The sequence below is a fragment of the Chelonobacter oris genome (genome assembly GCF_000772535.1).
Lineage (GTDB): Bacteria > Pseudomonadota > Gammaproteobacteria > Enterobacterales > Pasteurellaceae > Chelonobacter > Chelonobacter oris.
The window spans coordinates 242,977-266,015 of record NZ_JSUM01000003.1 but is presented as its reverse complement, the minus strand read 5'-3'; the positions used below and the strand labels follow the sequence as shown (position 1 = coordinate 266,015).

General features: G+C 48.6%; 23 protein-coding genes. 19 read left to right on the top strand and 4 right to left on the bottom strand.

Annotated elements, in window-relative coordinates; all coding sequences use genetic code 11:
• Positions 1 to 57: 57 nt before the first annotated feature.
• Positions 58 to 1,320: a TolC family protein gene (locus tag OA57_RS02635; protein WP_034613063.1), complete on the bottom strand. Its 1,263-nt coding sequence runs from the start codon at positions 1,318 to 1,320 to the stop codon at positions 58 to 60.
• 110 nt (positions 1,321 to 1,430) lie between these two features.
• Positions 1,431 to 2,510, bottom strand: a complete 1,080-nt coding sequence (gene metX, locus OA57_RS02630) for a homoserine O-acetyltransferase MetX (protein ID WP_034613060.1) — start codon at positions 2,508 to 2,510, stop codon at positions 1,431 to 1,433.
• 201 nt (positions 2,511 to 2,711) lie between these two features.
• On the opposite strand from metX, the gene OA57_RS02625 reads away from it, so the two are divergent.
• The 9 genes from OA57_RS02625 to nth all read left to right on the top strand — a co-directional run bounded on the left by OA57_RS02625 (position 2,712) and on the right by nth (position 10,855).
• The gene (locus tag OA57_RS02625) at positions 2,712 to 3,602 is read left to right on the top strand and encodes a DMT family transporter (RefSeq protein ID WP_034613057.1); all 891 of its coding nucleotides are present in this window, start codon (positions 2,712 to 2,714) and stop codon (positions 3,600 to 3,602) included.
• 129 nt (positions 3,603 to 3,731) lie between these two features.
• Positions 3,732 to 4,463: a SanA/YdcF family protein gene (locus tag OA57_RS02620; protein ID WP_084589851.1), complete on the top strand. Its 732-nt coding sequence runs from the start codon at positions 3,732 to 3,734 to the stop codon at positions 4,461 to 4,463.
• Positions 4,464 to 4,546: 83 nt separating this feature from the next.
• Positions 4,547 to 5,128, top strand: coding sequence for an electron transport complex subunit RsxA (gene rsxA / locus OA57_RS02615; protein WP_034613055.1), 582 nt, complete (start codon positions 4,547 to 4,549; stop codon positions 5,126 to 5,128).
• On the top strand, positions 5,128 to 5,742 hold the full coding sequence (gene rsxB, locus OA57_RS02610) for an electron transport complex subunit RsxB (protein ID WP_034613053.1): 615 nt from the start codon (positions 5,128 to 5,130) through the stop codon (positions 5,740 to 5,742). The genes rsxA and rsxB overlap by 1 nt, the downstream gene beginning before the upstream one ends.
• Positions 5,739 to 7,778 (top strand): electron transport complex subunit RsxC, encoded by a 2,040-nt coding sequence (rsxC, locus tag OA57_RS02605; protein ID WP_034613050.1) that lies wholly within the window; start codon positions 5,739 to 5,741, stop codon positions 7,776 to 7,778. Before rsxB ends, rsxC begins: the two co-directional genes overlap by 4 nt.
• 17 nt (positions 7,779 to 7,795) lie before the next feature.
• A complete protein-coding gene (gene rsxD / locus OA57_RS02600) occupies positions 7,796 to 8,863 on the top strand; it encodes an electron transport complex subunit RsxD (RefSeq protein WP_034613048.1) in 1,068 nt (355 codons plus the stop codon).
• A gap of 9 nt (positions 8,864 to 8,872) precedes the next feature.
• Positions 8,873 to 9,496 (top strand): electron transport complex subunit RsxG, encoded by a 624-nt coding sequence (gene rsxG / locus OA57_RS02595; RefSeq protein ID WP_034613045.1) that lies wholly within the window; start codon positions 8,873 to 8,875, stop codon positions 9,494 to 9,496.
• A gap of 58 nt (positions 9,497 to 9,554) precedes the next feature.
• Positions 9,555 to 10,211, top strand: coding sequence for an electron transport complex subunit E (locus OA57_RS02590; RefSeq protein WP_235424623.1), 657 nt, complete (start codon positions 9,555 to 9,557; stop codon positions 10,209 to 10,211).
• Between the two features lie 5 nt (positions 10,212 to 10,216).
• On the top strand, positions 10,217 to 10,855 hold the full coding sequence (gene nth, locus OA57_RS02585; protein WP_034613041.1) for an endonuclease III: 639 nt from the start codon (positions 10,217 to 10,219) through the stop codon (positions 10,853 to 10,855).
• A gap of 75 nt (positions 10,856 to 10,930) precedes the next feature.
• Here nth and OA57_RS02580 read toward each other — a convergent pair whose 3' ends face one another.
• On the bottom strand, positions 10,931 to 11,557 hold the full coding sequence (locus OA57_RS02580; RefSeq protein WP_034613039.1) for a riboflavin synthase: 627 nt from the start codon (positions 11,555 to 11,557) through the stop codon (positions 10,931 to 10,933).
• A 77-nt stretch (positions 11,558 to 11,634) separates the two neighbouring features.
• Here OA57_RS02580 and OA57_RS02575 point away from each other — a divergent pair, with 77 nt between their 5' ends.
• Together OA57_RS02575 and OA57_RS02570 are read left to right on the top strand one after the other, a co-directional pair.
• Positions 11,635 to 13,032, top strand: coding sequence for an MATE family efflux transporter (locus tag OA57_RS02575; protein WP_034613036.1), 1,398 nt, complete (start codon positions 11,635 to 11,637; stop codon positions 13,030 to 13,032).
• Between the two features lie 12 nt (positions 13,033 to 13,044).
• The gene (locus OA57_RS02570; RefSeq protein ID WP_034613033.1) at positions 13,045 to 14,085 is read left to right on the top strand and encodes a Gfo/Idh/MocA family oxidoreductase; all 1,041 of its coding nucleotides are present in this window, start codon (positions 13,045 to 13,047) and stop codon (positions 14,083 to 14,085) included.
• A 56-nt stretch (positions 14,086 to 14,141) separates the two neighbouring features.
• Here the strand turns inward: OA57_RS02570 and sohB are convergent, their stop codons facing one another.
• The gene (gene sohB, locus OA57_RS02565) at positions 14,142 to 15,200 is read right to left on the bottom strand and encodes a protease SohB (protein WP_034613030.1); all 1,059 of its coding nucleotides are present in this window, start codon (positions 15,198 to 15,200) and stop codon (positions 14,142 to 14,144) included.
• A gap of 171 nt (positions 15,201 to 15,371) precedes the next feature.
• On the opposite strand from sohB, the gene trpE reads away from it, so the two are divergent.
• Genes trpE through trpA form a run of 8 tightly spaced genes read left to right on the top strand, consistent with a single transcriptional unit; the run spans position 15,372 to position 23,027 of the window.
• Positions 15,372 to 16,928 carry an anthranilate synthase component I gene (trpE, locus tag OA57_RS02560; protein WP_052122341.1) on the top strand — a complete coding sequence of 519 codons (1,557 nt, stop codon included), beginning with the start codon at positions 15,372 to 15,374 and terminating at the stop codon, positions 16,926 to 16,928.
• 5 nt (positions 16,929 to 16,933) lie between these two features.
• On the top strand, positions 16,934 to 17,521 hold the full coding sequence (locus OA57_RS02555; RefSeq protein WP_034613025.1) for an aminodeoxychorismate/anthranilate synthase component II: 588 nt from the start codon (positions 16,934 to 16,936) through the stop codon (positions 17,519 to 17,521).
• On the top strand, positions 17,518 to 17,901 hold the full coding sequence (locus OA57_RS02550; protein WP_034613022.1) for a tautomerase family protein: 384 nt from the start codon (positions 17,518 to 17,520) through the stop codon (positions 17,899 to 17,901). Before OA57_RS02555 ends, OA57_RS02550 begins: the two co-directional genes overlap by 4 nt.
• 7 nt (positions 17,902 to 17,908) lie before the next feature.
• On the top strand, positions 17,909 to 18,916 hold the full coding sequence (gene trpD / locus OA57_RS02545) for an anthranilate phosphoribosyltransferase (RefSeq protein ID WP_034613018.1): 1,008 nt from the start codon (positions 17,909 to 17,911) through the stop codon (positions 18,914 to 18,916).
• A gap of 2 nt (positions 18,917 to 18,918) precedes the next feature.
• Positions 18,919 to 19,566, top strand: a complete 648-nt coding sequence (locus tag OA57_RS02540; protein ID WP_034613015.1) for a glutathione S-transferase — start codon at positions 18,919 to 18,921, stop codon at positions 19,564 to 19,566.
• Positions 19,567 to 19,596: 30 nt separating this feature from the next.
• A complete protein-coding gene (gene trpCF / locus OA57_RS02535) occupies positions 19,597 to 21,003 on the top strand; it encodes a bifunctional indole-3-glycerol-phosphate synthase TrpC/phosphoribosylanthranilate isomerase TrpF (RefSeq protein WP_034613012.1) in 1,407 nt (468 codons plus the stop codon).
• Between the two features lie 12 nt (positions 21,004 to 21,015).
• A complete protein-coding gene (trpB, locus tag OA57_RS02530) occupies positions 21,016 to 22,218 on the top strand; it encodes a tryptophan synthase subunit beta (RefSeq protein WP_034613009.1) in 1,203 nt (400 codons plus the stop codon).
• Positions 22,215 to 23,027 (top strand): tryptophan synthase subunit alpha, encoded by an 813-nt coding sequence (gene trpA / locus OA57_RS02525; RefSeq protein ID WP_034613005.1) that lies wholly within the window; start codon positions 22,215 to 22,217, stop codon positions 23,025 to 23,027. Before trpB ends, trpA begins: the two co-directional genes overlap by 4 nt.
• Positions 23,028 to 23,039 lie beyond the last annotated feature (12 nt).

Genomic DNA, 23,039 nt, shown 5'->3' with positions numbered 1-23,039 from the left:
TCAAAAAACAATAAAAACAGAAATTCTGCTTTTATTGTCATCCGGTTTTAATATAGATTATTTGCGTGTATTTCTTGGAAAACCCGCCCATTGTGCCAGTGATCCCTGCGAACGCAAATAATCCAGTTTTGCCTTGCGTAAGGCATTTTGTGTATTCACTTTTGCCATTTCGACTCCCGCCCATTCACTGTGCGCATTTAACAACTCAATCAGTGTTTTTCTTGCTAAATCAAACTGTAAACGGTAGAACTCGGTGACTTTTTGCGAAGCCTTAATCTGCTTCTCAAGCGTTCTCAATTGAATCGTGTTACGTTTAATATCCAGTTGTGCCAAATTTGAGGTTTCATGAATATTCCGTTCGACCCGCTCCAAACGTTCCTTGGCGGACGCAATCATGTTGGCTTTCTCTCTGACTTCATAGCTGGAAGTGTGGTTAAACACATCCCAATTGACATTCAGTGACGCTTCACGATCTTCGGTTGTCGCACTGGCGCTTAAATCCAGCTTCGGCAGTTTTTTCAGTTTGGATAACTCATGATCTTTCATATTGGTTTCCAACTCTGCCATTTGCGCCTGATAGGTCGCGGTCGTTTTGACATCTTTAGACGAATAATTTTTATAGAGTGCGTCTATCGGTAATTCGGCAAACGGATCCCGTAACTCCTTTTCGGTAATTTGACTCCCGGTATACGTTGCCAATTGCGTGAGATTTTGATACAGCTCGCGTTGGTATTCGTTAATTTCTTGTTCCACCAAAAGTGCACGGGCTTCCGCCTGTACATATTCCGATTCACGCCCTTCGTCATTCATAACAATCGTCCCCAAGTTCGCCAGAATCTCGTTATGTCGCCGCAAATTACGTTCTCCGGCTTCAACCCGCTCTTTCGCCTGTAACGCTTTCAAATATAAATCGGAAATGGTATACGCAAGTTCTTCACGGCTTTCATAATATTTGAAGTGGTAGTATTTTTCGTTTTCTTTGTTTTTTTCAACTTCTTTTTCAATCGCACCGAAGGCATACAGATTAATCGAACCTCTCACACCGGGAATCACTTTTGTTTCGGTGCGATCACTCGGATCTTTATGGTATTGCGACAGCACTTTATTGCCGGTCAACGACACGACCGGATAGTGACCGCCCTTTGCCTGTTCGACCCGATCTTTTGCCGCCCCCAACTCGGCATCCGCTTCTCTCAAGAGCGGGTCATTGACCAAGGATTGCATTAAGGCGTTTTTAAGGGGATTGGCATAACTGAAAGTACTGAATAACGCAACACCGGCAGTGACTAAAACCGTATTGAAAACCAGACGGTTAAACATGGTAATAACTCCTGAAAATTTGAGAATTTATGCTTGTTTTTTAATCTATTTATGATTTACAGTTTACATTATTTTGAATAATTCACCATGGAATTTACAAAAACTCGTGATTATTCCAACCCCTTGCGAATCATCGGCTCAAAAAAATCATACTCCACCAAAAAAGCATCATGCCCGAAATCGGAATTAAACTCATGATAATCCAATTGTACCCCGTTTTCTTCCAATAACGCTTTACTTTTTCGCATATCGACCACTTTAAACAATTGATCATTGGCAACGGCAACTAAGGTGTAACGCGCCTTAATCCGGCTTAGCGCCCGTTTGATATCCTGATCATAATTCATTGCCGGATCGTACAGATCCAGTGCACGGGTCAAATGCAGATAGCTATTGGCATCAAAGCGGTCGACAAATTTATTGCCTTGATAGCTGAGATAAGACTCCACTTGAAAGGTATCGCCAAAATGATCCGGTGTCTGTTTCTGCACCCGACCGAACGCTTTATTGAGCTGTACATCTGTTCGATAAGTCAACATGCCCAACATTCTGGCAATCGACAATCCCTGTTCCGGTGCTTGCCCGTCATAATAATCGCCGTGATTAAAGTGCGGATCGGCAATAATCGCTTGTCGCATCACATGATTAAATCCGATTGCTTCGGCGCTGAAATACAACGACGAACAAAGATTAACCACACTGTCAACCATCTGCGGATAATCTATCGCCCATTGAGTTGCCTGCATACCACCGAACGACCCGCCGATAACCGCACGCAAGTGCGGTATTTGCAATTCATCAAGTAATGCTTTTTCAAGCCGGACAATATCTTGCACCGTAATCGCCGGAAATCGGCTGCCGTAGGCTTTGCCGCTGGCGGGATTGAGCGAGGAGGGGCCGGTTGTGCCTTTACAACCGCCTAAGACATTGGAACAGATAAAAAAGAAACGATCGGTATCCAGTGCCAAGCCGGCGCCCATAAAACTTTGCCACCAGCCTTTTGTTTCGTTATTTTTGTCAAAAAACGGTTCGGCATCACCGGTCAAGGCATGGCAGATCAAGACCACATTGTCTTTAGCGGAATTAAGTTGTCCGTAAGTTTGGTATGCCACCTCAATATCACTGAGCTGTCCCCCTAAAAGCAACTGCATCGGATGATCAGTAAACAGTCGAATGGATTTAACCGCCATAAATACCTTGAATTTATCTTGTTCTTCTTGCTTGAAACCCTATTGAAAGTGTTACATAAATTACCGATCCGCAAAATCGTTGTCAAGCAATTTTAGCCGTCCAAACATCTAGAATGATATACCTCTATATTCGGACTTGCTTTTTCACCTTTTAACGCTATGCTAATCTCCACTTTTCTCTTTTCGGAACGATTCCAATAAATGCTACACCACCCCGTCAAAGGCGCTTTGGCAATGATACTGGCCGGTATCGTATTTGCCGTCATCAATACCCTGACCCAGCTTCTAGGCACTCAAACCCCGATTGATTCGGCTTCGGTTGCACTTTATCAGTATCTGTTTGCCCTGCTGTTCCTTGCGCCGAGTCTGTTTAGAGCAGGAAAAAACGTGTTAAAAACCCGTCGCTTGATCTGGCATATTGTTCGTGTCGGCATTTCGGTAGTCGGCATTCAATGCTGGATCAGCGCCTTGATGTATCCGATTCCAATCTGGCAGGGAATTGCATTGATCATGACCTCGCCATTGTTTGCGACCTTAGGCGCAGCCCTGTTCTTAAAAGAGAACGTTAGTTCCAGCCGAATCGCCGCCACCTTGTTGGGTTTTGTCGGCGCAATGATTATCCTCAAGCCTTGGGCGGAAGATTTTAACCCCGTCGCCTTATTACCGCTGGCGGCGGCACTTTGTTGGGCGATTTATTCTTTAATGGTGAAAAAATTATCCGCTGAGGATTCCCCGACCACAATTGTGGTATATCTGTTTATCCTGATCACACCGTTTAATCTGCTCGGGGTATTACAATCGGGACAATTGGCTCTGCCGGACATCACTCAATTGGGCTATTTGATTTTGCTCGGCTTCCTGACGGCCGCCGCACAACTGGCAATTGCCAAAGCATATCGTCTCGCCGATGCCGCCTATTTGCAACCGTTCGATTTTCTCAAACTGCCGTTGAACGTCTTGGCGGGTTGGGTGATTTTCCAAGCGCAGCCGCCGGGGAGACTATGGTTGGGTGCCCTGCTGATTATTCTCGCCATCGTGTATATTACCTATCACGAAAGTGATCACGGCAGTAAAAAAGCCGCTCGAATTTAATCGGCGACTGTGTAAAAAATTAGGGATATCGTTAATTTTTATTATATCGGGTTGCGATTGACGCATAATTTCACTATGGTAACGATCAATACAGCAGAATCATAACTAACGGGAATTGAGCAAATCAGTATGGTATCGCAAAAAATATCGGCGAATCGTTCCGGAAAATTACCGCTGTTCTACGGTAAATTCTGTTTATACGTTCATCAATTTTTGCCGTCATTCTTGAAATATCTGGCTTTTTTTCTCTCGTTTTCGGCCATTCTAATCATCGTTATCGATCAGGCGATCGGTTTTTACGTACGCAAAAACATCTATGACAATATTCACGCCGTACCGCACCGCCCTTATGCGCTGGTCTTGGGGACATCCCGCTATTTCAGCGATAACTCGATCAATCTGTTTTATTACAACCGCCTGCTGGCGGCGCAGGAATTAATAAAAAACAATAAAGTGGATTACCTGTTATTGAGCGGCGACAACCGCACCAGGCAATATAACGAACCGCGCAATATGTTTTACGATCTGCGCAAACTGGGAATTAACAGTGAATTTATGTACCTTGATTTTGCCGGTTTCCGCACGCTGGATTCGGTGATTCGCGCCAAAAGCGTCTTCCATGCCAACGCTATCACCATCGTATCCCAGCGCTTCCATTGCGAACGGGCATTATTTATTGCACAATACTATAATATTGATGCCGTCTGTTATGCGGCGGAATACCCCGAAGGACATTACGGCGTCCGGTTTCGGGAATTTTTTGCCAGACTGTATATGCTGTGGGATCTGCTGACCGAAAAAGGACCTTATTTTTTGGGGGAACCGGAGCCGCTGCCGCCGCCCATTATGCCGGAAGAATAAGCACCGAATTTAATCTGTTTTAAGTATTGTTCTTAGCTTGAGAAAAAAGGATAATAGCCCCCTGTTTTTTCGGCTGGATAGTTATGATTGATTATCTTTTATTAGTGATTGGAACCGCACTTGTCAACAACTTTGTCCTGATCAAATTTTTAGGACTTTGTCCGTTTATGGGGGTTTCCAAAAAAATCGAGACTGCGATCGGCATGGGGTTGGCAACCACCTTTGTGTTGACGGTGGCTTCGCTTTGCTCGTATTTAATCGACCGTTATATTTTAATGCCGTTAAATGCCGAATTTCTACGTACCTTAGTTTTTATTCTGGTGATCGCTGTGGTGGTGCAGTTTACCGAAATGGTGATTCATAAAACCAGCCCGGCGCTATACCGTCTGTTAGGGATTTTCCTGCCGTTGATCACCACCAACTGCGCCGTATTGGGCGTGGCACTGCTCAATATCAATTTATCGCATAATCTGGTTCAGTCCGTTATCTACGGATTTAGTGCCGCACTGGGCTTTTCACTGGTACTGGTGTTGTTTGCCGCCCTGCGTGAACGTCTTGCGGCAGCCGACGTTCCGAAACCTTTCCGCGGCGCTTCCATTGCCTTAATTACCGCCGGCTTGATGTCATTGGCATTTTTAGGTTTCACCGGTCTGGTGCATAGCTGATGGATATCCTCAACCACTTTACCGCACTTCACTGGGTGCTGTCGATTATCGTTGTATTGGCACTGATTTTCGGTGCCGTTCTGGGATTTTCTTCAGTCAAACTGAAAGTGGAAAGTGATCCGATAGTCGATAAAATCGATGCTATCCTGCCGCAAAGCCAATGCGGCCAATGCGGCTATCCCGGCTGTCGCCCCTATGCCGAAGCCATCGCCAACGGCGATGTGATTACCAAATGCGTTCCGGGCGGCCAACCGCTAGTCGTACAACTGGCCGATATGCTCGGTATGGATGTGCCGCAAACCAATTTCGCCGACGGTCCGCCTGAAGTGAAAGTCGCCTTTATTCATGAAGAGATGTGCATCGGCTGCACTAAATGCATTCAAGCCTGCCCTGTCGATGCGATTATCGGCTCAAACAAAGCGTTGCATACCGTAATTGCCGATTTATGCACCGGTTGCGAATTGTGCGTTGCACCTTGCCCGACGGACTGTATCAGCATGGAGACGGTCAAAACCGACATCAAACAATGGAATTGGAAATTTGATCCGGACTTAATCATTCCGATTTCAACCATTACCGAAAAAATAGCGCCCGAACGTGAGGTGCGTCCATGAGCGATATTATTCAGCGCATCAATTCCGGCAACCTGTGGCAATTTCCCGGCGGCATTCACCCGGCGGAAATGAAATCACAATCCAACCGAAAAAAAATCGGCCGCCTTGCGTTGCCCGAACGTTTTTATATTCCGCTGAAACAGCATGTCGGAGATGCGGCCGAATTGACCGTTAAAACCGGCGATTACGTCCTGAAAGGACAACAACTGACACAAAGCCGAACACTGAGCAAATTGCCCGTTCACGCCCCGACCTCAGGTTATATTATCGATATAGCCCCCTACCCCGCCAACCATCCTTCCGGCTTGAGCGAAGAGATGATCGTCTTACAGGCGGACGGGCTGGATCAATGGCGCGAACGCACCGTGGTCGGGGATTTTATGACCTTCAGCGCCGAACAGCTGATTGAACGCATTTATCATGCCGGCATCGCCGGATTGGGCGGCGCCGTATTTCCTACCGCCAACAAAATCAGCTATGTCACCGCCGGTATCAAATTATTGATTATCAACGGTGCCGAATGTGAACCTTATATCACCTGTGATGATCGCCTTATGCAGGATTACACGGCGGAAATGCTGGAAGGAATCCGTATACTGCGTTATCTGACCCGCCCTGAAAAAGTGGTGCTGGCAATTGAAGACAATAAACTTGACGCCATTAATGCCGTCAAACAGGCGCTAAAAGGAGCAAATGATATCGATGTGCGCATCATTCCCACCCGCTATCCGTCGGGCGCGTCAAAACAATTAATTCAAATTTTGACCGGCATGGAAGTGCCGAAAGGCAGCCGTTCTTCTTCGCTCGGTATCTTGATGCACAATGTCGGCACCGCATTAGCCGTCAAAAGAGCGGTTATCGATGATGAGCCGCAAATTCAACGTGTCGTTACCCTGACCGGCGACAAAATTCCACAACCGCGTAACTATTGGGTGCGACTCGGCACGCCGATTCAAACCCTGTTGCAACAAATCGGCTATCAAGCCGACTCTCGTTTGCCAATTTTCGTCGGCGGCCCGATGATGGGTTACATTTTGCCGAATCCTCAAGCGCCGGTAACCAAAATGACCAACTGCCTGATTGCACCGGATCATTTCGAATATGCGCCACCGCCGCCGGAACAAGGCTGTATCCGCTGTTCCAATTGTTCCGATGCCTGTCCGGTGCAGCTATTGCCGCAGCAGCTGTATTGGTTTGCCCGCAGCGAAGATCATGAAAAATCACAGCAGTACGATCTTGCCGCCTGCATAGAATGCGGTGTCTGTGCTTATGTCTGCCCGAGCAATATTCCGCTGATTCAATATTTTCGTCAGGAAAAGGCTAAAATTGCCGAAATTAAGCATAAAGAGCGCTTGGCGGAAGAAGCCAAAGTGCGGTTTGAACAACGTGAAGCCCGTCTGCTGAAAGAAAAACAACAACGGGAACAGCGGGCGCAGCAAGCGGCGGAAAAACGCCGCCAAGAAATTGCTCAACAGCAAGGGGAAGATCCGGTGAAAGCCGCACTTGAACGCTTGAAAGCCAAAAAAGCGGCACAAGCGCAACAACAGGCAACCGAATCCGCACCACAAATCATTCAAACGGAAGATGGCGAAATCCTGCCGGATAACCGCAATTTGATGGCACAACGCAAAGCGAGACGTATGCAACAACACCAACAAAACGCCGCCGCCGAAAACAGCGCCGCAGCAAGCGATAAGCCTGAAAGTGCGGTTGAGACTGATCCGCGCAAGGCTGCCGTTGCCGCCGCTATTGCACGGGCAAAAGCGAAAAAAGCCGCTGCCGAAAACAGCGCCGCAGAAAGCGATAAGCCCGAAAGTGCGGTAGAGACTGATCCGCGCAAGGCTGCCGTTGCCGCCGCTATCGCACGGGCGAAGGCGAAAAAAGCCGCCGCCGAAAACAGCGCCGCAGCAAGCGATAAGCCTGAAAGTGCGGTGGAGACTGATCCGCGCAAGGCTGCCGTTGCCGCCGCTATCGCACGGGCGAAGGCGAAAAAAGCCGCACAACAAATACCGTCAGCAACAGATACGGAAAAATAGATAACAGGTAAGATGATATGTTTAAAATTGCCAGCTCTCCACACACTCATTCCAGCAATCTGACGGCACGTTTTATGTTGTGGGTGATTGCCGCCATGATTCCGGCGATTGCGGTGCTGCTTTTTTATTTCGGCATCGGCGTCTTGATTCAAATTGCGTTGGCGCTCGGTTTCGCTTATGCTTTGGAATTAGCGGTCACCTATTTACGCCGCAAACCGATACTGTTTTACGTTGCCGATTTCAGCGTGATTTTAACCGCACTGATCTTGGCGGTGGCCATTCCGCCGTATGCACCCTACTGGATTATATTAATCGGCACATTTTGTGCGGTGATTCTCGGCAAACACGTTTACGGCGGGTTGGGGCAAAACCCGTTTAATCCGGCAATGGTCGGCTATGTGGTGCTACTGATCTCCTTTCCATTGCAAATGACCAGTTGGGTTCCGCCGATTTCGCTGTTAAACGAACCGCCCACCTTGAATGACGCCGTATCACTGATTTTTAAAGGCGTAAGCAGCGACGGCTACTCACTGTTGCAATTGGTCGGTACGATTGACGGCATCAGTCAGGCAACGCCGCTGGATTCGTTAAAGAGCGGTTTGCACAATCAGCAATCTTGGTCTGCAATCAGCTTATCACCGATTTTTTCGTCCACGCCGTTCGGTATGCTCGGCAACGGGTGGTGGCAGCTGAACTTGGCTTTTTTGGCCGGCGGGCTGTTCTTACTGTGGAAAAAAATTATTCATTGGCAAACTCCCGTCGCCTTGCTGCTCACGCTTGCACTGTTAGTCGCCGTCCATTGGTTGCTGTCGCCGCAAGCGTTGCCGAATCCGCTGTGGCAATTGTTCAGCGGTGCAACCATGTTCTGCGCTTTTTTTATTGCGACCGATCCCGTCACCGCCTCGATTACCCCGAAAGGGAAAATTGTATTCGGCGCTCTGATCGGTTTTCTGATGTATATTATTCGCTATTACGGCAACTACCCCGATGCGGTGGCGTTTTCGATTTTATTGGCGAATATCTGTGTTCCGCTGATCGATCATTACACTCGTCCGCGGGTGTACGGCTATCATGTCAAAAAATAGGGAACAAACATGCTGATAAAAACCACTTTTCGCTCTGCCGCCATTTTGGCATTGGTCGCTCTGCTCTGTACCGCTTTGTCAATCGGGGTATTCCTGTTGACCAAAACCCGCATCGAAAACGAGAAGATCACGCAACAGCGGCAACAGCTGGATCAGGTTATTCCAAGCGATTATGCCGACAATGCACTGCTCAGCAGCTGTGTTATTCCCGATCAGCAGCGCTATCCTTCACTGCAAGAAATTTATATCGCACAAAAACAAGGTAAAACCACGGCCTATGCTATCAAAGCGGTAACCAATCAAGGCTATTCCGGTAGAATAGAAGTGCTGATCGGGATTAGTGTCGACGGTGAAATTCTCGGCGTCCGCGTTCTACAGCACAATGAAACACCCGGATTGGGCGATAAGATCGAAACCACCAAATCCGACTGGATTTATGCCTTTAACCGGCAACAATTCCGTCTTGAAAACGAAAGCCAGTGGGCCGTCAAAAAAGACGGCGGCAAATTCGATCAATTCGCCGGCGCCACTATTACGCCAAGAGCGGTCGTAAATGCCGTCAAGCAAACCGCACTTGCAGTGGTCAACGATTTCCGACACACGCCGGTCACGCAATTTTCGCATTGTCCGTAACGAGGGAAGCAGAATGTCTGAAAACAGTATCGGTGACATCGAGATCACCGAAATCGAGATGCCGACAAGCGGTCGCCGACAAACCGACTGGAAAGGCATCTTTCGGCAAGGATTATGGGATAATAATTCGACACTGGTGCAACTGCTCGGACTCTGCCCGTTGCTGGCGGTTTCAAGTAATGTGACCTATGCGCTGGGGTTAGGGCTGGCAACCATGCTGGTGTTGATCTGCACCAATTCGATCGTTTCGCTTTGCCGCAGCGCCATTCCGCATGAAATCCGCATTCCGATTTATGTCATGATTATCGCCGCCACCGTCACTGCCGTGCAGTTATTGATGAATGCATTCGTACACGAACTTTATCTGGCGCTCGGCATTTTTATTCCATTGATCGTCACCAACTGCATCGTCATTGGACGGGCGGAGGCGTTTGCCTCGAAAAACGGCGTGTTGCCGTCACTGTTCGACGGTTTTTCGATGGGTTTGGGCATGACGTGCAGCCTGTTTGTACTGGGCGCGATACGTGAAGTATTGGGCAACGGCACACTGTTTGACGGTTTGGATCAATTATTCGGCGGCTGGGCGAAAGTATTGCGGATTGAGATTCTGCACATTGATACCAACTTTCTGCTGGCTATCCTGCCGCCCGGCGCTTTTATCGGACTGGGGCTGATTCTGGCGGTCAAAAACATGATCGATAATAAAAAGGCATAACCGGCATGAATAAACAAAAACGTATTGAAATTCTGACCCGCTTACGTGATGCCAATCCTAAGCCGACCACAGAACTGAATTTCAGTTCACCGTTTGAGCTGCTGATTGCCGTCATTCTGTCGGCACAAGCCACCGACAAAGGTGTCAATAAAGCGACCGATAAGCTGTTTCCCGTCGCCAACACGCCGCAGGCGATTTGGGATTTAGGGCTGGACGGTTTGAAAAGCTATATCAAAACCATCGGGTTATATAATAGTAAAGCGGAAAACGTGATCAAAACCTGTCGTCTGCTGCTCGACCAACACAACGGCGAAGTGCCCGAATCCAGAGAAGCACTGGAGGCATTGCCCGGTGTCGGCAGAAAAACCGCCAATGTGGTGCTGAATACCGCTTTCGGCTGGCCGACCATTGCAGTTGACACCCATATTTTCCGAGTTGCCAATCGCACAAATTTTGCACCGGGCAAAGATGTGGTCAAAGTAGAAGAAAAACTGCTCAAGGTCGTGCCGGCGGAATTCAAGTTTGATGTTCATCACTGGCTGATTTTGCACGGCCGCTATACTTGCATTGCCCGTAAGCCGCGTTGCGGCGCCTGCATTATTGAAGATTTGTGCGAATATAAAGAAAAAACGGAATACGAGTAGCGCTATCCCGCTACACGGAAAATAGAAAATAACCCAAACGCCCAACTCAGCCGTTTGGGTCAACGTTGTCTTTGTTTACTTAGTTTCAAGGTGTACTTTTTCGCCCAAATAACGCTCCACCGTATCCACGACCGCTTGAGTCTGTGAATCGATTTCGAGATTGACCTTATCCCCGACTGTTTTATCGCTGATAATCGTACGCTGCAACGTTTCCGGAATCAAATTGACACAAAAACGGCCGTTTTCCACCGAGCCCACCGTTAGACTGATCCCGTCAATCCCGATATACCCTTTGGTCAAAATATATTTGATCAAGTGCGGTTGCAGCAGGCTGAACCAAATTTGATAATTGTTTTCCGTTTGGCGGATTTCATCAATCCGCGCCATACTATAAACATGCCCCGACAACAAATGACCGCCGATTTCATCACTCATCTTCATCGCCCGTTCAATGTTGATTTCGTCACCAACCGCAACTTCACCCAAGTTGGTAATGCGCAGCGTCTCCTGCATTAAATCAAAACTGAGCAAATCGCCGTTAATTCGAGTAACCGTCAGGCACACTCCGTTATGCGCAATCGAAGCGCCCAATTTCAGCTCATCGAGCAAATCCGACGGCATTCTGATCACATGGGTTTTAAAATCTTTTTTTGTTTCGATAGATTCAATTTTGGCTTTACCCTGTATAATACCTGTAAACATAATCTCTCTCTTGTCGTATTCGTTTATCTCAAAACCGGATTATAGATCTTTTCTTTCAATTAAGCAGAAATATATTTATGTTAAAATTTATGACTAACAGGCAACACCGTTTGGAAATGCGCCAGTTAATCCGAATTGCAGCGCCGATTCTGGTGGCGCAAATCGCACAAAGTTCGATGGGTATGATCGATGCGATTATGGCGGGGCGGGTCAGTGCCGCCGACATGGCTGCAATTTCAATCGGCGCTTCGATCTGGTTTCCGTTAGTACTGTTCGGGCAAGGGCTGTTACTGGCATTGCCGCCGACTATCGCCTATTTGAACGGCTCCGGTCAGCGCAAGCGGATTGCCCATCAAGTTCGACAGGGCATTTGGATTGTCGTGATGATCACCATACCGCTCTTCATTCTAATCTACAACAGCCGCTTTATCGTTGATTTTATGCAAATGGAGCCGCAGCTGGCCGCTATTTCCAGCCGATACCTACAATCCATGGCATTCGGGATTTTTGCCTATCTGATGATGATCAACTTCCGCGGGCTGAACGACGGGCTGGCAAAAACCAAGCCGGCAATGGTGATCGGCTTTATCGGTCTGCTACTGAATATTCCGCTCAATTATATTTTTATCTACGGCAAATTCGGCATTCCGGCTTACGGTGCGGTCGGTTGCGGCATTGCCACCGCAATCGTTAACTGGCTGATGATGTTGATGATCTTAATCTATTGCTACCGTGCAAAAAATCAGCGTGATTTGCGTCTCTTTCCCAATTTGTTCGAAAAACCGAACTGGAATACACAGCGCAAATTACTGAATTTAGGTATACCGATTGCGCTGACCTTATGTGCCGAAGTAACACTGTTCACCATTGTTTCGCTGCTGATTTCACCGCTGGGCGCCAATATTGTGGCAAGCCATCAAATCGCTCTGCAAACCAGTTCGTTTATTTTTATGCTGCCGTTGTCCATCTCGATGGCAACCACTATCTTGGTCGGGCAGCGTTTAGGCGAACAAAATGTCGAGGGTGCGAAACAGGTCTGTTTTACCGCACTTGGTCTCGGTTTGGTGGTGGCGACCGTCACTGCAATCTTGACGCTGTTATTCCGCACTCAAATCGCACAAATCTTTGTCAGCGATCAGGACGTCATTGCCATGGCGTCGTTTTTACTGCTGTTTGCCGCAGCCTATCAAATTCCGGACAGTATTCAGGTCGTGGCCGGCGGTGCATTGCGCGCCTATAAGGACACCAAAGCCATTTTGATTATTTCGCTGTTCTGTTACTGGGTTATCGGTATGCCGGTCGGTTATATCACCGGACTGACCGATTGGCTGATGCCGCCGCTGGCAGCCGAAGGATTCTGGATCGGTTTTGTGCTGTGCTTACTGTTCGCTTCCGTTTTTCTGCTGGTACGCTTACGAAAAATTCAGCGTATTCCGGCGGAACAGCTGTTACAACATTTGGATAAAATTAAATAACGGGGAACCATCATGAATAAAGTCCTTAACGTCGCTATCGCCGGTTTCGGCATGTCAGCCCAAGTTTTTCACCACCCTTTTCTGAGCGTCGATCCACGCTTTCGAATCAAAAAAGTATTCGAACGCCATTCGGAAAAATCCAAACAGAAAATCCCTGATGTCGAAGTCGTACGCGATTTTACAGCGTTATTGGACGATGACATCGATTTAGTGATCATTACCACGCCGAACCTGACCCATTATGCGCTGGCAAAACAGGCGATTGAGGCGGGAAAACACGTTATTGTTGAAAAGCCGCTGTCGGTCAGTGCCGATGAAGCACAGCAATTGGACAGTCTGGCAAAGCATCATCAAGTCGTTCTCTCGCCCTATCAAAACCGTCGCTGGGACAGCGGCTTTTTGGCGGTAAAAAAGATTATCGACAACCGCTTAATCGGTGACATTGTCGATTACCAAGTGCGGTTTGATCGCTATAGCGTCGATAAAAACCCGAAAGCTTGGAAAGAAACCGGCGAGAAAGGGGTTGGTCTGGTATATGATCTGGGCGTGCATTTGCTTGATCATACAGTGGATTTGCTCGGTATGCCGCAAGCGCTGTTTGCCGATATTCGCTACCAACACGAAAATGCCCTGAGTGACGATAATTTCCAGATTTATCTTTACTACCCGAACCTAAAAGTGGAATTGAGCGCAACAAAATATGCGCGCGAAAGCGGTCCGCATATTGTTTTACACGGCCGAAACGGCTCTTATCTGAAACATACTGTAGATATTCAGGAAGCCCGGCTGGCGCAAGGGGTTGTGCCGTGCGGCAACTGGAATGCAGAGAGTGAAGATCAGTGGGGAACCCTCAATACCGAACTGAATGGTGTCCATTTTTGCGGAAAAATCGAATCCCCGACCGCCGGTTACGCGACATATTATGACAACATTTATGCCGCCATCACCGCCAATGCGCCGTTGATCGTGACGGTGGAACAGGCACGACAGGTGCTAATGTTGCTGGAAAAATGTTTTGAAAGTGCGACGTTGCGCAACGTTATCACGCTCTGATCGATTCTTTCAAGTGCGGTAGCGCAAGCACATACCGCACTTGATCTCACCGCGTCTTAATATAATGTCCGACTGTTGCGCTGCAACCAACGCAGCAGCAGATTATCACTGCTCTCTTCCGCCTGCTTACCGATTTTCTGCATCAACGATTTTTTCCGGGTAAATTTGACTTCCAACACATCTTTTTCCGATAACGCCTTTAAAATCACATCGTCACTTGTGGCGATGTCGTCAACCAGCCCCAATGCCAGCGCCTGTTGACCGAACCAGTGTTCACCGGTGGCGATTTTTGCCAAATCCAGTTGTGGTCGGTGAGCCGATACAAAAGCTTTAAACAGATCGTGCGTTTCTTCCAACTCCTGCTGGAATTTCGCCCGCCCTTTTTCGGTATTTTCCCCCAATACCGTCATGGTGCGTTTATATTCGCCCGCCGTCATAACCTCCACATCGACATCGTGTTTTTTCAACAGACGGTGAATATTCGGCACTTGCGCCACCACACCGACCGAGCCCAGCACCGCAAACGGCGCAGCAATGATTTTATCCGCCACACACGCCATCATATAACCGCCGCTGGCCGCGACTTTGTCAACCGCAACGGTCAATTTCACGCCGCTCTGTTTCAAACGGCTCAATTGTGAGGCCGCCAAACCGTAACCGTGAACCACCCCGCCGGGGCTTTCCAGCCGCAGCAATACTTCGTCCTCCGCTTTTGCCACAGCCAATACGGCGCTGATTTCATTGGCCAATGCCGATGTGCCGCTGGCTTGGATATCCCCTTTGAAATTCAGCACATACAAACAGGGTTTTAAGCTTTCGTCTTCCGACCGACCGCACTTTGCCGCTTTTTTCTTGGCTTTGGCATCCAATTTTTGCTGTTTTTTGCGTGCTTTTTCCGCCTGCTTTACTTGTTCGTCACTCAAACGAAAATCACGCAGCTTTTGTTGATTCTCTTGATACTGTTTGGCCAAATCGGTGATTTTCAACTCTCCTTGCGACTGTTCGTTTTTCTGTTTCAGGGCGACAATCAAGGCAAAAATCGCCACAATCACCAACAATAGGGTGATGATTTCTAAAATAAAGACACCATAATTGATTAAAATTTCAGACCACATTTTTTTTCCTTGTTAATTCATCGGACAAGCGCTTATCATACCTGATAATGTAATCAAGGGGCGCTGATTTTTCAAGCGATTCGGATTTGTGATGTCGAATCTCAAATAAATCCAAAAAACACTTGACCAAATCCTTTTGTACTAGTTTAATAGTACAAAAGTAAAAACTAAATGGAATTCCCGATGCCGTATATTGATATCACCCAACAGCCCGTTAATTATCACCCTGATCCAACGGCTATTTTTGCAACATTATGCCAAAACAAAACCAACACCCTGTTACTGGAATCTGCCGAAATCCAGAGTAAAAACAGCCTGACCAGCCTACTGTTTATCCAAAGTGCGGTGAAGATTACCTGCCAAGGCAAAAATGTCACATTTTCCGCGATTACAGTCAATGGAAGCACTTTATTGCCGCTCATTGAGAAAACGTTACAGGGTGTCGCTCAAACGATCGGCTATGATCAGAATCAAGCACTGAACGCCTGTTTTGCCGATTTGAATCCGGATCTGGACGAAGACAGCAAATTACAGGCTGCAACCGTATTCGACGGCTTGCGAATCATCAATAAACTGTTTGCCGACTCGCAAAGTGCGGTCTATCTCGGCGGATTATTCGCCTATGATTTGGTAGCGGGTTTTATCCCGATGGATAATATCACGCTGCAAGACGATGATATCCGCTGTCCCGATTACTGTTTTTATCTGGCGGAGCAGCTGTTGCGACTGGATCACCAACAACAATCGGCAGCCTTACAAACCTTCTGTTTCGATCCGAGTTTGCGCTCCGGTCTGCACGCCGATGCTGACCAAATTACACGGCAATTGACCGAAATTCACGATCAGCTGCCGTTACACGCGGCTTCCGATCACGTCGCTATTAATATCGCCGATCCCGAATTCAAGCAAATCATCGAACAGTTGAAACGGCACATTTATCTCGGCGATGTTTTCCAAATCGTACCGTCGCGTCGTTTTTCACTGGCATGCCCCAATCCGTTGGCAACCTACCGCCAATTGAAAATCACCAATCCGAGTCCGTATATGTTTTATATGCATGACGATGATTTCGTTCTGTTCGGTGCCTCACCGGAAAGCGCCTTAAAATACAGCCGAGACAACCGCCAACTGGAAATTTATCCGATTGCAGGCTCTCGCCCGCGCGGTTTCGATGCGCACGGCAATATCGATCCGGAACTGGACGCCCGTTTGGAGTTAGAACTGCGTTTGGATAAAAAAGAGCTGGCGGAACATTTGATGCTGGTGGATCTGGCCCGCAACGACATTGCCCGAGTTTGTCAAAGCGGCACACGCCACGTCAAAGAATTAATGCAGGTCGACCGCTATTCGCATATCATGCATCTGGTGTCGCGAGTGGTCGGCACATTGCGTCCCGAACTGGATGCTCTGCACGCCTATCAAGCCTGTATGAACATGGGCACGCTGACCGGCGCACCGAAAATCAAGGCAATGCAGTTAATCTATCAATTCGAAAAACAGAAGCGCCACAGCTATGGCGGCGCAGTGGGCTATCTCAGCTCGGACGGCAATTTCGATACCTGCATTGTGATTCGTTCCGCTTTCGTTCAGCACGGTATCGCCCACGTCCAAGCCGGCTGCGGCGAAGTGTTGGACTCCGATCCGCAAATGGAAGCCGATGAAACCCGGCATAAGGCAAGAGCGGTCATCAACGCCATTCTGCAAACGAACAAAAAAGCACAAGGATAATTTACATGGCGAAGATTCTGTTTATCGATAATTTTGATTCATTCACCTATAACTTGGTGGATCAATTTCGGGTGCTCGGTCATGAGGTGGTGATTTACCGAAATGACAGCAAACTGGAACAGTTGGTCAATACCGCACTTGCCGAACCGAATACGATTGTGGCGCTGTCGCCGGGCCCCGGCAATCCGTCACAAGCAGGCAATCTGCTGCCGCTGATTAAAGCGCTACAAGGAAAAGTGCCGATAATCGGCATTTGTCTGGGACACCAAGCGATTATCGAAGCCTTTGGCGGCAATATTGTCCATGCCGGTGAAATTCTGCACGGTAAAGTGTCGCAGATCGAACATGATCAGCAAGCGATGTTTAGCGACTTGCCGAATCCGATGCCGGTAGCGCGCTATCACTCGCTGATGGCAACCGAGATTCCGCCGGCGTTTGAGGTCAACGCACGCTATAATGACATAGTGATGGCCGTGCGCCACCGCACTTTGCCGATTTGCAGCTTCCAGTTCCACCCCGAATCCATTCTCACGGTGCAAGGTTCGCAACTGTTGAAGCAAAGTGTCGAATGGTTGTCGGAGGCGTACGCATGATCGTCGTCTATGGTTTAAAAACGCGGTTGGATCCGATCAAAAAACCGCTTTCCGACATTATCCACCGCTGCATGATGTTTGCACTGGATTTTCCCGAATACAAACGGGTACAACGCTTTATCGGGCTGGAAACGGAAGATTATTATTACCCGTCCGATCGCAGTGATGCCTATACGATTATCGAAATCAACATGATGAGCGGGCGCAGTACCGAAGCAAAAAAATTATTGATCCGTATGTTATTTGATGAAATTTATAAACAATTGAAAATCAAACCGACGGATATTGAAATCACCATTAAAGAACAGGAACCTCACTGTTGGGGCTTTCGCGGCATGACCGGCGACGAAGCCAGTTTTAACTACAATATCAAAAGGTAGCGTAACAATGGAAATACAAACATTACTAGACACGCTGTTCGACAATCACGCATTAAGCCAACAGCAAAGCTACACGCTGTTCACCGCCGTCGTGCAAGGCAAGTTAAGCGGCGAACAACTCGCAGCCGCCTTGATTGCCATCAAACTGCGCGGTGAAACCACCGCCGAACTTGCCGGCGCAGTCGATGCCCTGCAACAGGACGCCCGCCCCTTCCCCCGCCCGGATTATGATTTCGCCGATATTGTCGGCACCGGCGGCGACGGCGCCAATACGATTAACATTTCGACCGCCAGTGCGATTGTAGCGGCAACATTAGGTGCAAAAATCGCTAAGCACGGCAACCGCAGCGTCTCCAGCAAAACCGGCTCAAGCGATGTGCTGACCGCACTTGGAGTGAATATCCAAGTCAGCGCCGAAACCGCACGCCGTGCGCTGAACGAAATCGGCGTTTGCTTCCTGTTTGCGCAGCAATACCATCTCGGCTTCAAACATGCAATGCCGGTACGCAACGCCCTTAAAACCCGTACGATTTTCAACATTCTCGGCCCATTGATTAATCCGGCAAAACCGAATCGGCAACTGCTCGGCGTCTATACGCCGGAACTGATCAAGCCTTATGCCGAAACGGCATTAATGCTCGGACACCGACATTCATTTGTCGTACACGGTGCCGGTTTAGACGAAGTGGCGCTGCACGGCAAAACCGACATTGCCGAAATTCGTGACGGAAAGATTGAATATTACAGCGTCAGCCCGTATGATTTTGGTTTTGAACCGCAATCGCTGGACGTATTGCGCGGCGGCGAACCGGCGGACAATGCCCGCATGATCAGCGCTCTATTGCAAGGCAAAGGCGATCAATACCATGCGCAAGCGGTGGCGATGAATACCGCACTTTTATTGAAACTGTTCGGACGTGACGATTTGAAACATAACGCCGAACAAGTGTTGGACACCCTTGCCAACGGCAGTGCCTTCGAAACTTTGCAGCGTTTAACCCAATATCAGGATTGATCATGTATACACTGTTTACCGCCAATAAAACCAACTCCAGCTGGTCGCTGCGCCCGTGGATGTTGCTTGAGCAGTTGTGCATTCCCTTTGAGGAAAAGGTACTCTATTTCCAGCCGGATAAAAACCTGCAAAAAACGGATTTCCTGCAAGCCGCGCCGACCGCCAAAATGCCGGCATTACACCATAACGGCCATATCATCTGGGACAGTCTGGCGATTGTGGAATATATCGCTGAAGATTACCCGCACGTTTGGGCAGACGACAAATCGGCTCGGGCATGGTCACGTTCGGCTTGTGCCGAAATGCATTCCGCTTTCACCGCACTTCGCAGCCAATGCAGCATGAATACGCATAAATTCGAAACCTTAACTGCGCTTGATACCGCACTTAAAGCCGACCTGATACGGATTAACCAACTGTGGACGGAAGGTTTGCAACGTTTCGGCGGTGACTATTTGGCAGGCAACACTTTTACTGCGGCCGATGCGTTTTATGCGCCGGTGGTGATTCGGCTGAAACATTACGGCTTGCTCGATTATCTCTCCTCCGCTGCCAAAGCCTACGCCGAACGGATTTATCAACTGCCGGGTATGCAAAAATGGCTCAGCTTGGCAGAAACGGAAACCGAGCGCCCGATTCGGAATGCTTAACTTTCGCATCAAAAATTAAGGTATAAAAAAGTGGACATCAATAACAAACCCACCATTTTGCAAAAAATCATTCGCGACAAACTGCAATGGGTGAAAAACAAACAGGCAACGTTTCCGTTATCGCAATTTAAGGAGCAACTTAAACCCGCCGATCGGAATTTTTATCAGGCATTAAGCGAAGGCAACCATCAATTGCCGGCATATATTCTGGAATGCAAAAAAGCCTCGCCTTCGAAAGGCTTGATTCGAGATGACTTTGACCCCGTGCAAATTGCCGATGTCTATAAGCATTATGCCTCAGCCATTTCGGTCTTGACCGATGAAAACTATTTTCAGGGCGATTTTAAGTTTATCGCCCAAGTGCGGTCTGTGGCGCCGCAACCGATTCTGTGCAAAGATTTTATGATCGATGAATATCAGGTCTATCTGGCGCGTTACCACCAAGCCGATGCGATTTTATTAATGTTGTCGGTGGTAGACGATGCAACCTATCGCAAATTATCAGCGTTGGCACATGATTTGGGCATGGGCGTACTGACCGAAACCTCGAATCAACAAGAACTGGCACGGGCAATTGCATTAAATGCCCGCGTCATCGGCATCAATAACCGCGATCTGCACGATTTAAGCGTGGATCTCGAACGTACACCGCCGTTGGCAAAACAGATTCCCGCGGATCGAATTATCGTCAGCGAATCGGGCATCTACGACCATCAACAAATCCGCCGCCTGAAGCCCTATGTCAATGCATTTCTGATCGGCAGCAGTCTGATGGGCAGCCGTGACCTGCAAAGTGCGGTTCGGCAAGTCATATTCGGCGAAAACAAAGTCTGCGGTTTAACCCGAGAGCAAGACGTTCAAGCGGTTTATCAACACGGCGCATTATACGGCGGTTTGATTTTCGCCGAAAAATCTCAGCGCAAAGTAACGTTACAACAGGCGCAAACCCTGATCGGCGCTGCGCCGCTACGTTTTGTCGGCGTATTCCAGAATCAGGAACAGGATTACATCGCCGATATTGCACAAGCGCTTAATCTGTTTGCGGTGCAACTACACGGCAATGAAAGCCATGAATTTATGCAACAGTTACGCCAAAAACTGCCGACGACTTGTCAAATCTGGAATGTGATTTCGGTGGATATCGACAACCATGAACAGATCAAACTGGCGGACGATCCGCTGATTGACCGCTTCCTGTTCGACAGCAAAGTTCAGGGGCAACAAGGCGGTACCGGGCTGATTTTCGATTGGACGCTGATTCCGCCGAAGATTAAACAACGGACGATCCTCGCCGGCGGCATTAAACAGGAAAATCTTGAACAAGCCTTGGTGCAGGGCTGTTTGGGTGTCGATATCAACTCCGGCGCAGAACGTGAACCGGGGGTGAAAGACGAAGGCAAAATCGCCGCCTTGTTTGAACAAATTATTCGATTTTAAAAGGAAAATATCATGAGCAACAAAACCCTGCTTGATCCCTATTTCGGTGAATTCGGCGGCATGTTCGTACCGGAGATTCTGGTGCCGGTATTACAACAGCTGGAAAAAGCCTTTGTGGAAGCACAAAACGACCCCGAATTTCAGCGACAATTCCATGATTTATTGGTCAATTATGCCGGCCGCCCGACCGCACTTACCCTGTGCCGCAACCTGACCACCGGTTCGAATACCAAATTGTATCTGAAACGGGAAGATTTATTGCACGGCGGCGCGCACAAAACCAACCAAGTGCTGGGGCAAGCCCTGCTCGCCATGCGCATGGGCAAAACGGAAATTATTGCGGAAACCGGCGCCGGTCAACACGGTGTGGCAACGGCTATCGCCTGCTCCATGCTTGGGCTGAAATGCCGAATTTATATGGGTGCGAAAGATGTGGAGCGCCAATCGCCGAACGTCTTTCGTATGCGTTTAATGGGTGCGGAAGTGATTTCAGTCAACAAAGGTTCTTGCTCGTTGAAAGATGCCTGCTGTGAAGCAATGCGCGACTGGTCCGCCAACTATGACAAAGCCCACTATCTGCTCGGCACGGCGGCAGGCCCGCACCCGTTTCCGACCATTGTGCGCGAATTCCAAAAAATGATCGGCGAAGAAACCAAACGGCAAGTGCTTGAGCGTGAAGGTCGCCTGCCGGACGCAGTAATCGCCTGTGTCGGCGGCGGTTCGAATGCGATCGGTATGTTTGCCGATTTTATCGATGAAAGTGCGGTACGCCTAATCGGCATCGAGCCGGCCGGTCACGGCATCGAAAGCGGCGAACACGGCGCACCGTTGAAACACGCCAATATCGGGATCTATCTCGGCATGAAATCGCCGATTATGCAGACCGAAGACGGACAAATCGAGGAATCCTATTCGATTTCCGCCGGGTTGGACTTTCCGTCCGTCGGACCTCAGCACGCTTATTTGAATGCCATCGGACGTGCCGAATATGAATCGATTACCGATGACGAAGCGCTTGACGCTTTTCAGCAGCTGGCACAGCACGAAGGCATTATTCCGGCATTGGAATCTTCCCACGCCCTCGCCTACGCCCTGAAACTGATTGCGCAAGATCCGCAAAAAGAGCAGATTCTGGTGGTGAATTTGTCCGGTCGCGGCGATAAAGATATTTTTACCGTCGATAAAATTTTAAGCGAAAAAGGGGGTAAATCATGAGCCGCTTCGATCAACTGTTTCAACAATTACAAACTCAACATGAAGGGGCGTTTGTGCCGTTCGTTACCCTGTGCGATCCGGATCTGAACCGCTCTTTCGAGATCATCTGCACCTTAGTCGATAACGGCGCCGATGCGCTGGAGCTCGGGTTTCCGTTTTCCGATCCGCTGTTGGACGGTCCCGTGATTCAAGCCGCCAATAACCGTGCGCTGAAGGCCGGTTGCAGTACCAAAGAATGTTTTCTTTTACTCGACAAAGTGCGGTCTAAATACCCTGATGTTCCGATCAGTCTGTTACTTTGCGCCAATTTGATCTATGCGCAAGGGCTGGATAATTTTTACCAAAAATGCCAACAACTCGGTGTTGATGCGGTGCTGGTTGCCGATGTGCCGCTACTGGCGGCAGAACCCTATATTGCTTCGGCGAAAAAATTCGGGGTGCAGCCGGTATTTATCTGTCCGCCGAATGCCGATTCGGAAACGATTCAAGGCGTGGCACAACAGAGCGAGGGCTACACTTATCTGGTTTCACGTGCCGGCGTAACCAGTGCCGAAAACCAGAGCCATGCCGCCAATCTGGACAGTCTGATTACACAACTCAAAGCCCATAATGCACCGCCGATTTTACAGGGGTTCGGTATCGCCCAACCGCAACAGGTGATTGATGCCCTCAAGAGCGGTACTGCCGGTGCGATTTCCGGTTCGGCGATTGTGAAAATCATAGAAAACCAACTGCATGATCAAACGGAAATCTTGCGCCGACTGGCCGAATTTGTGCAGAAAATGAAAACGGCGACAATCGCCGTATAATACGCAAAAAAC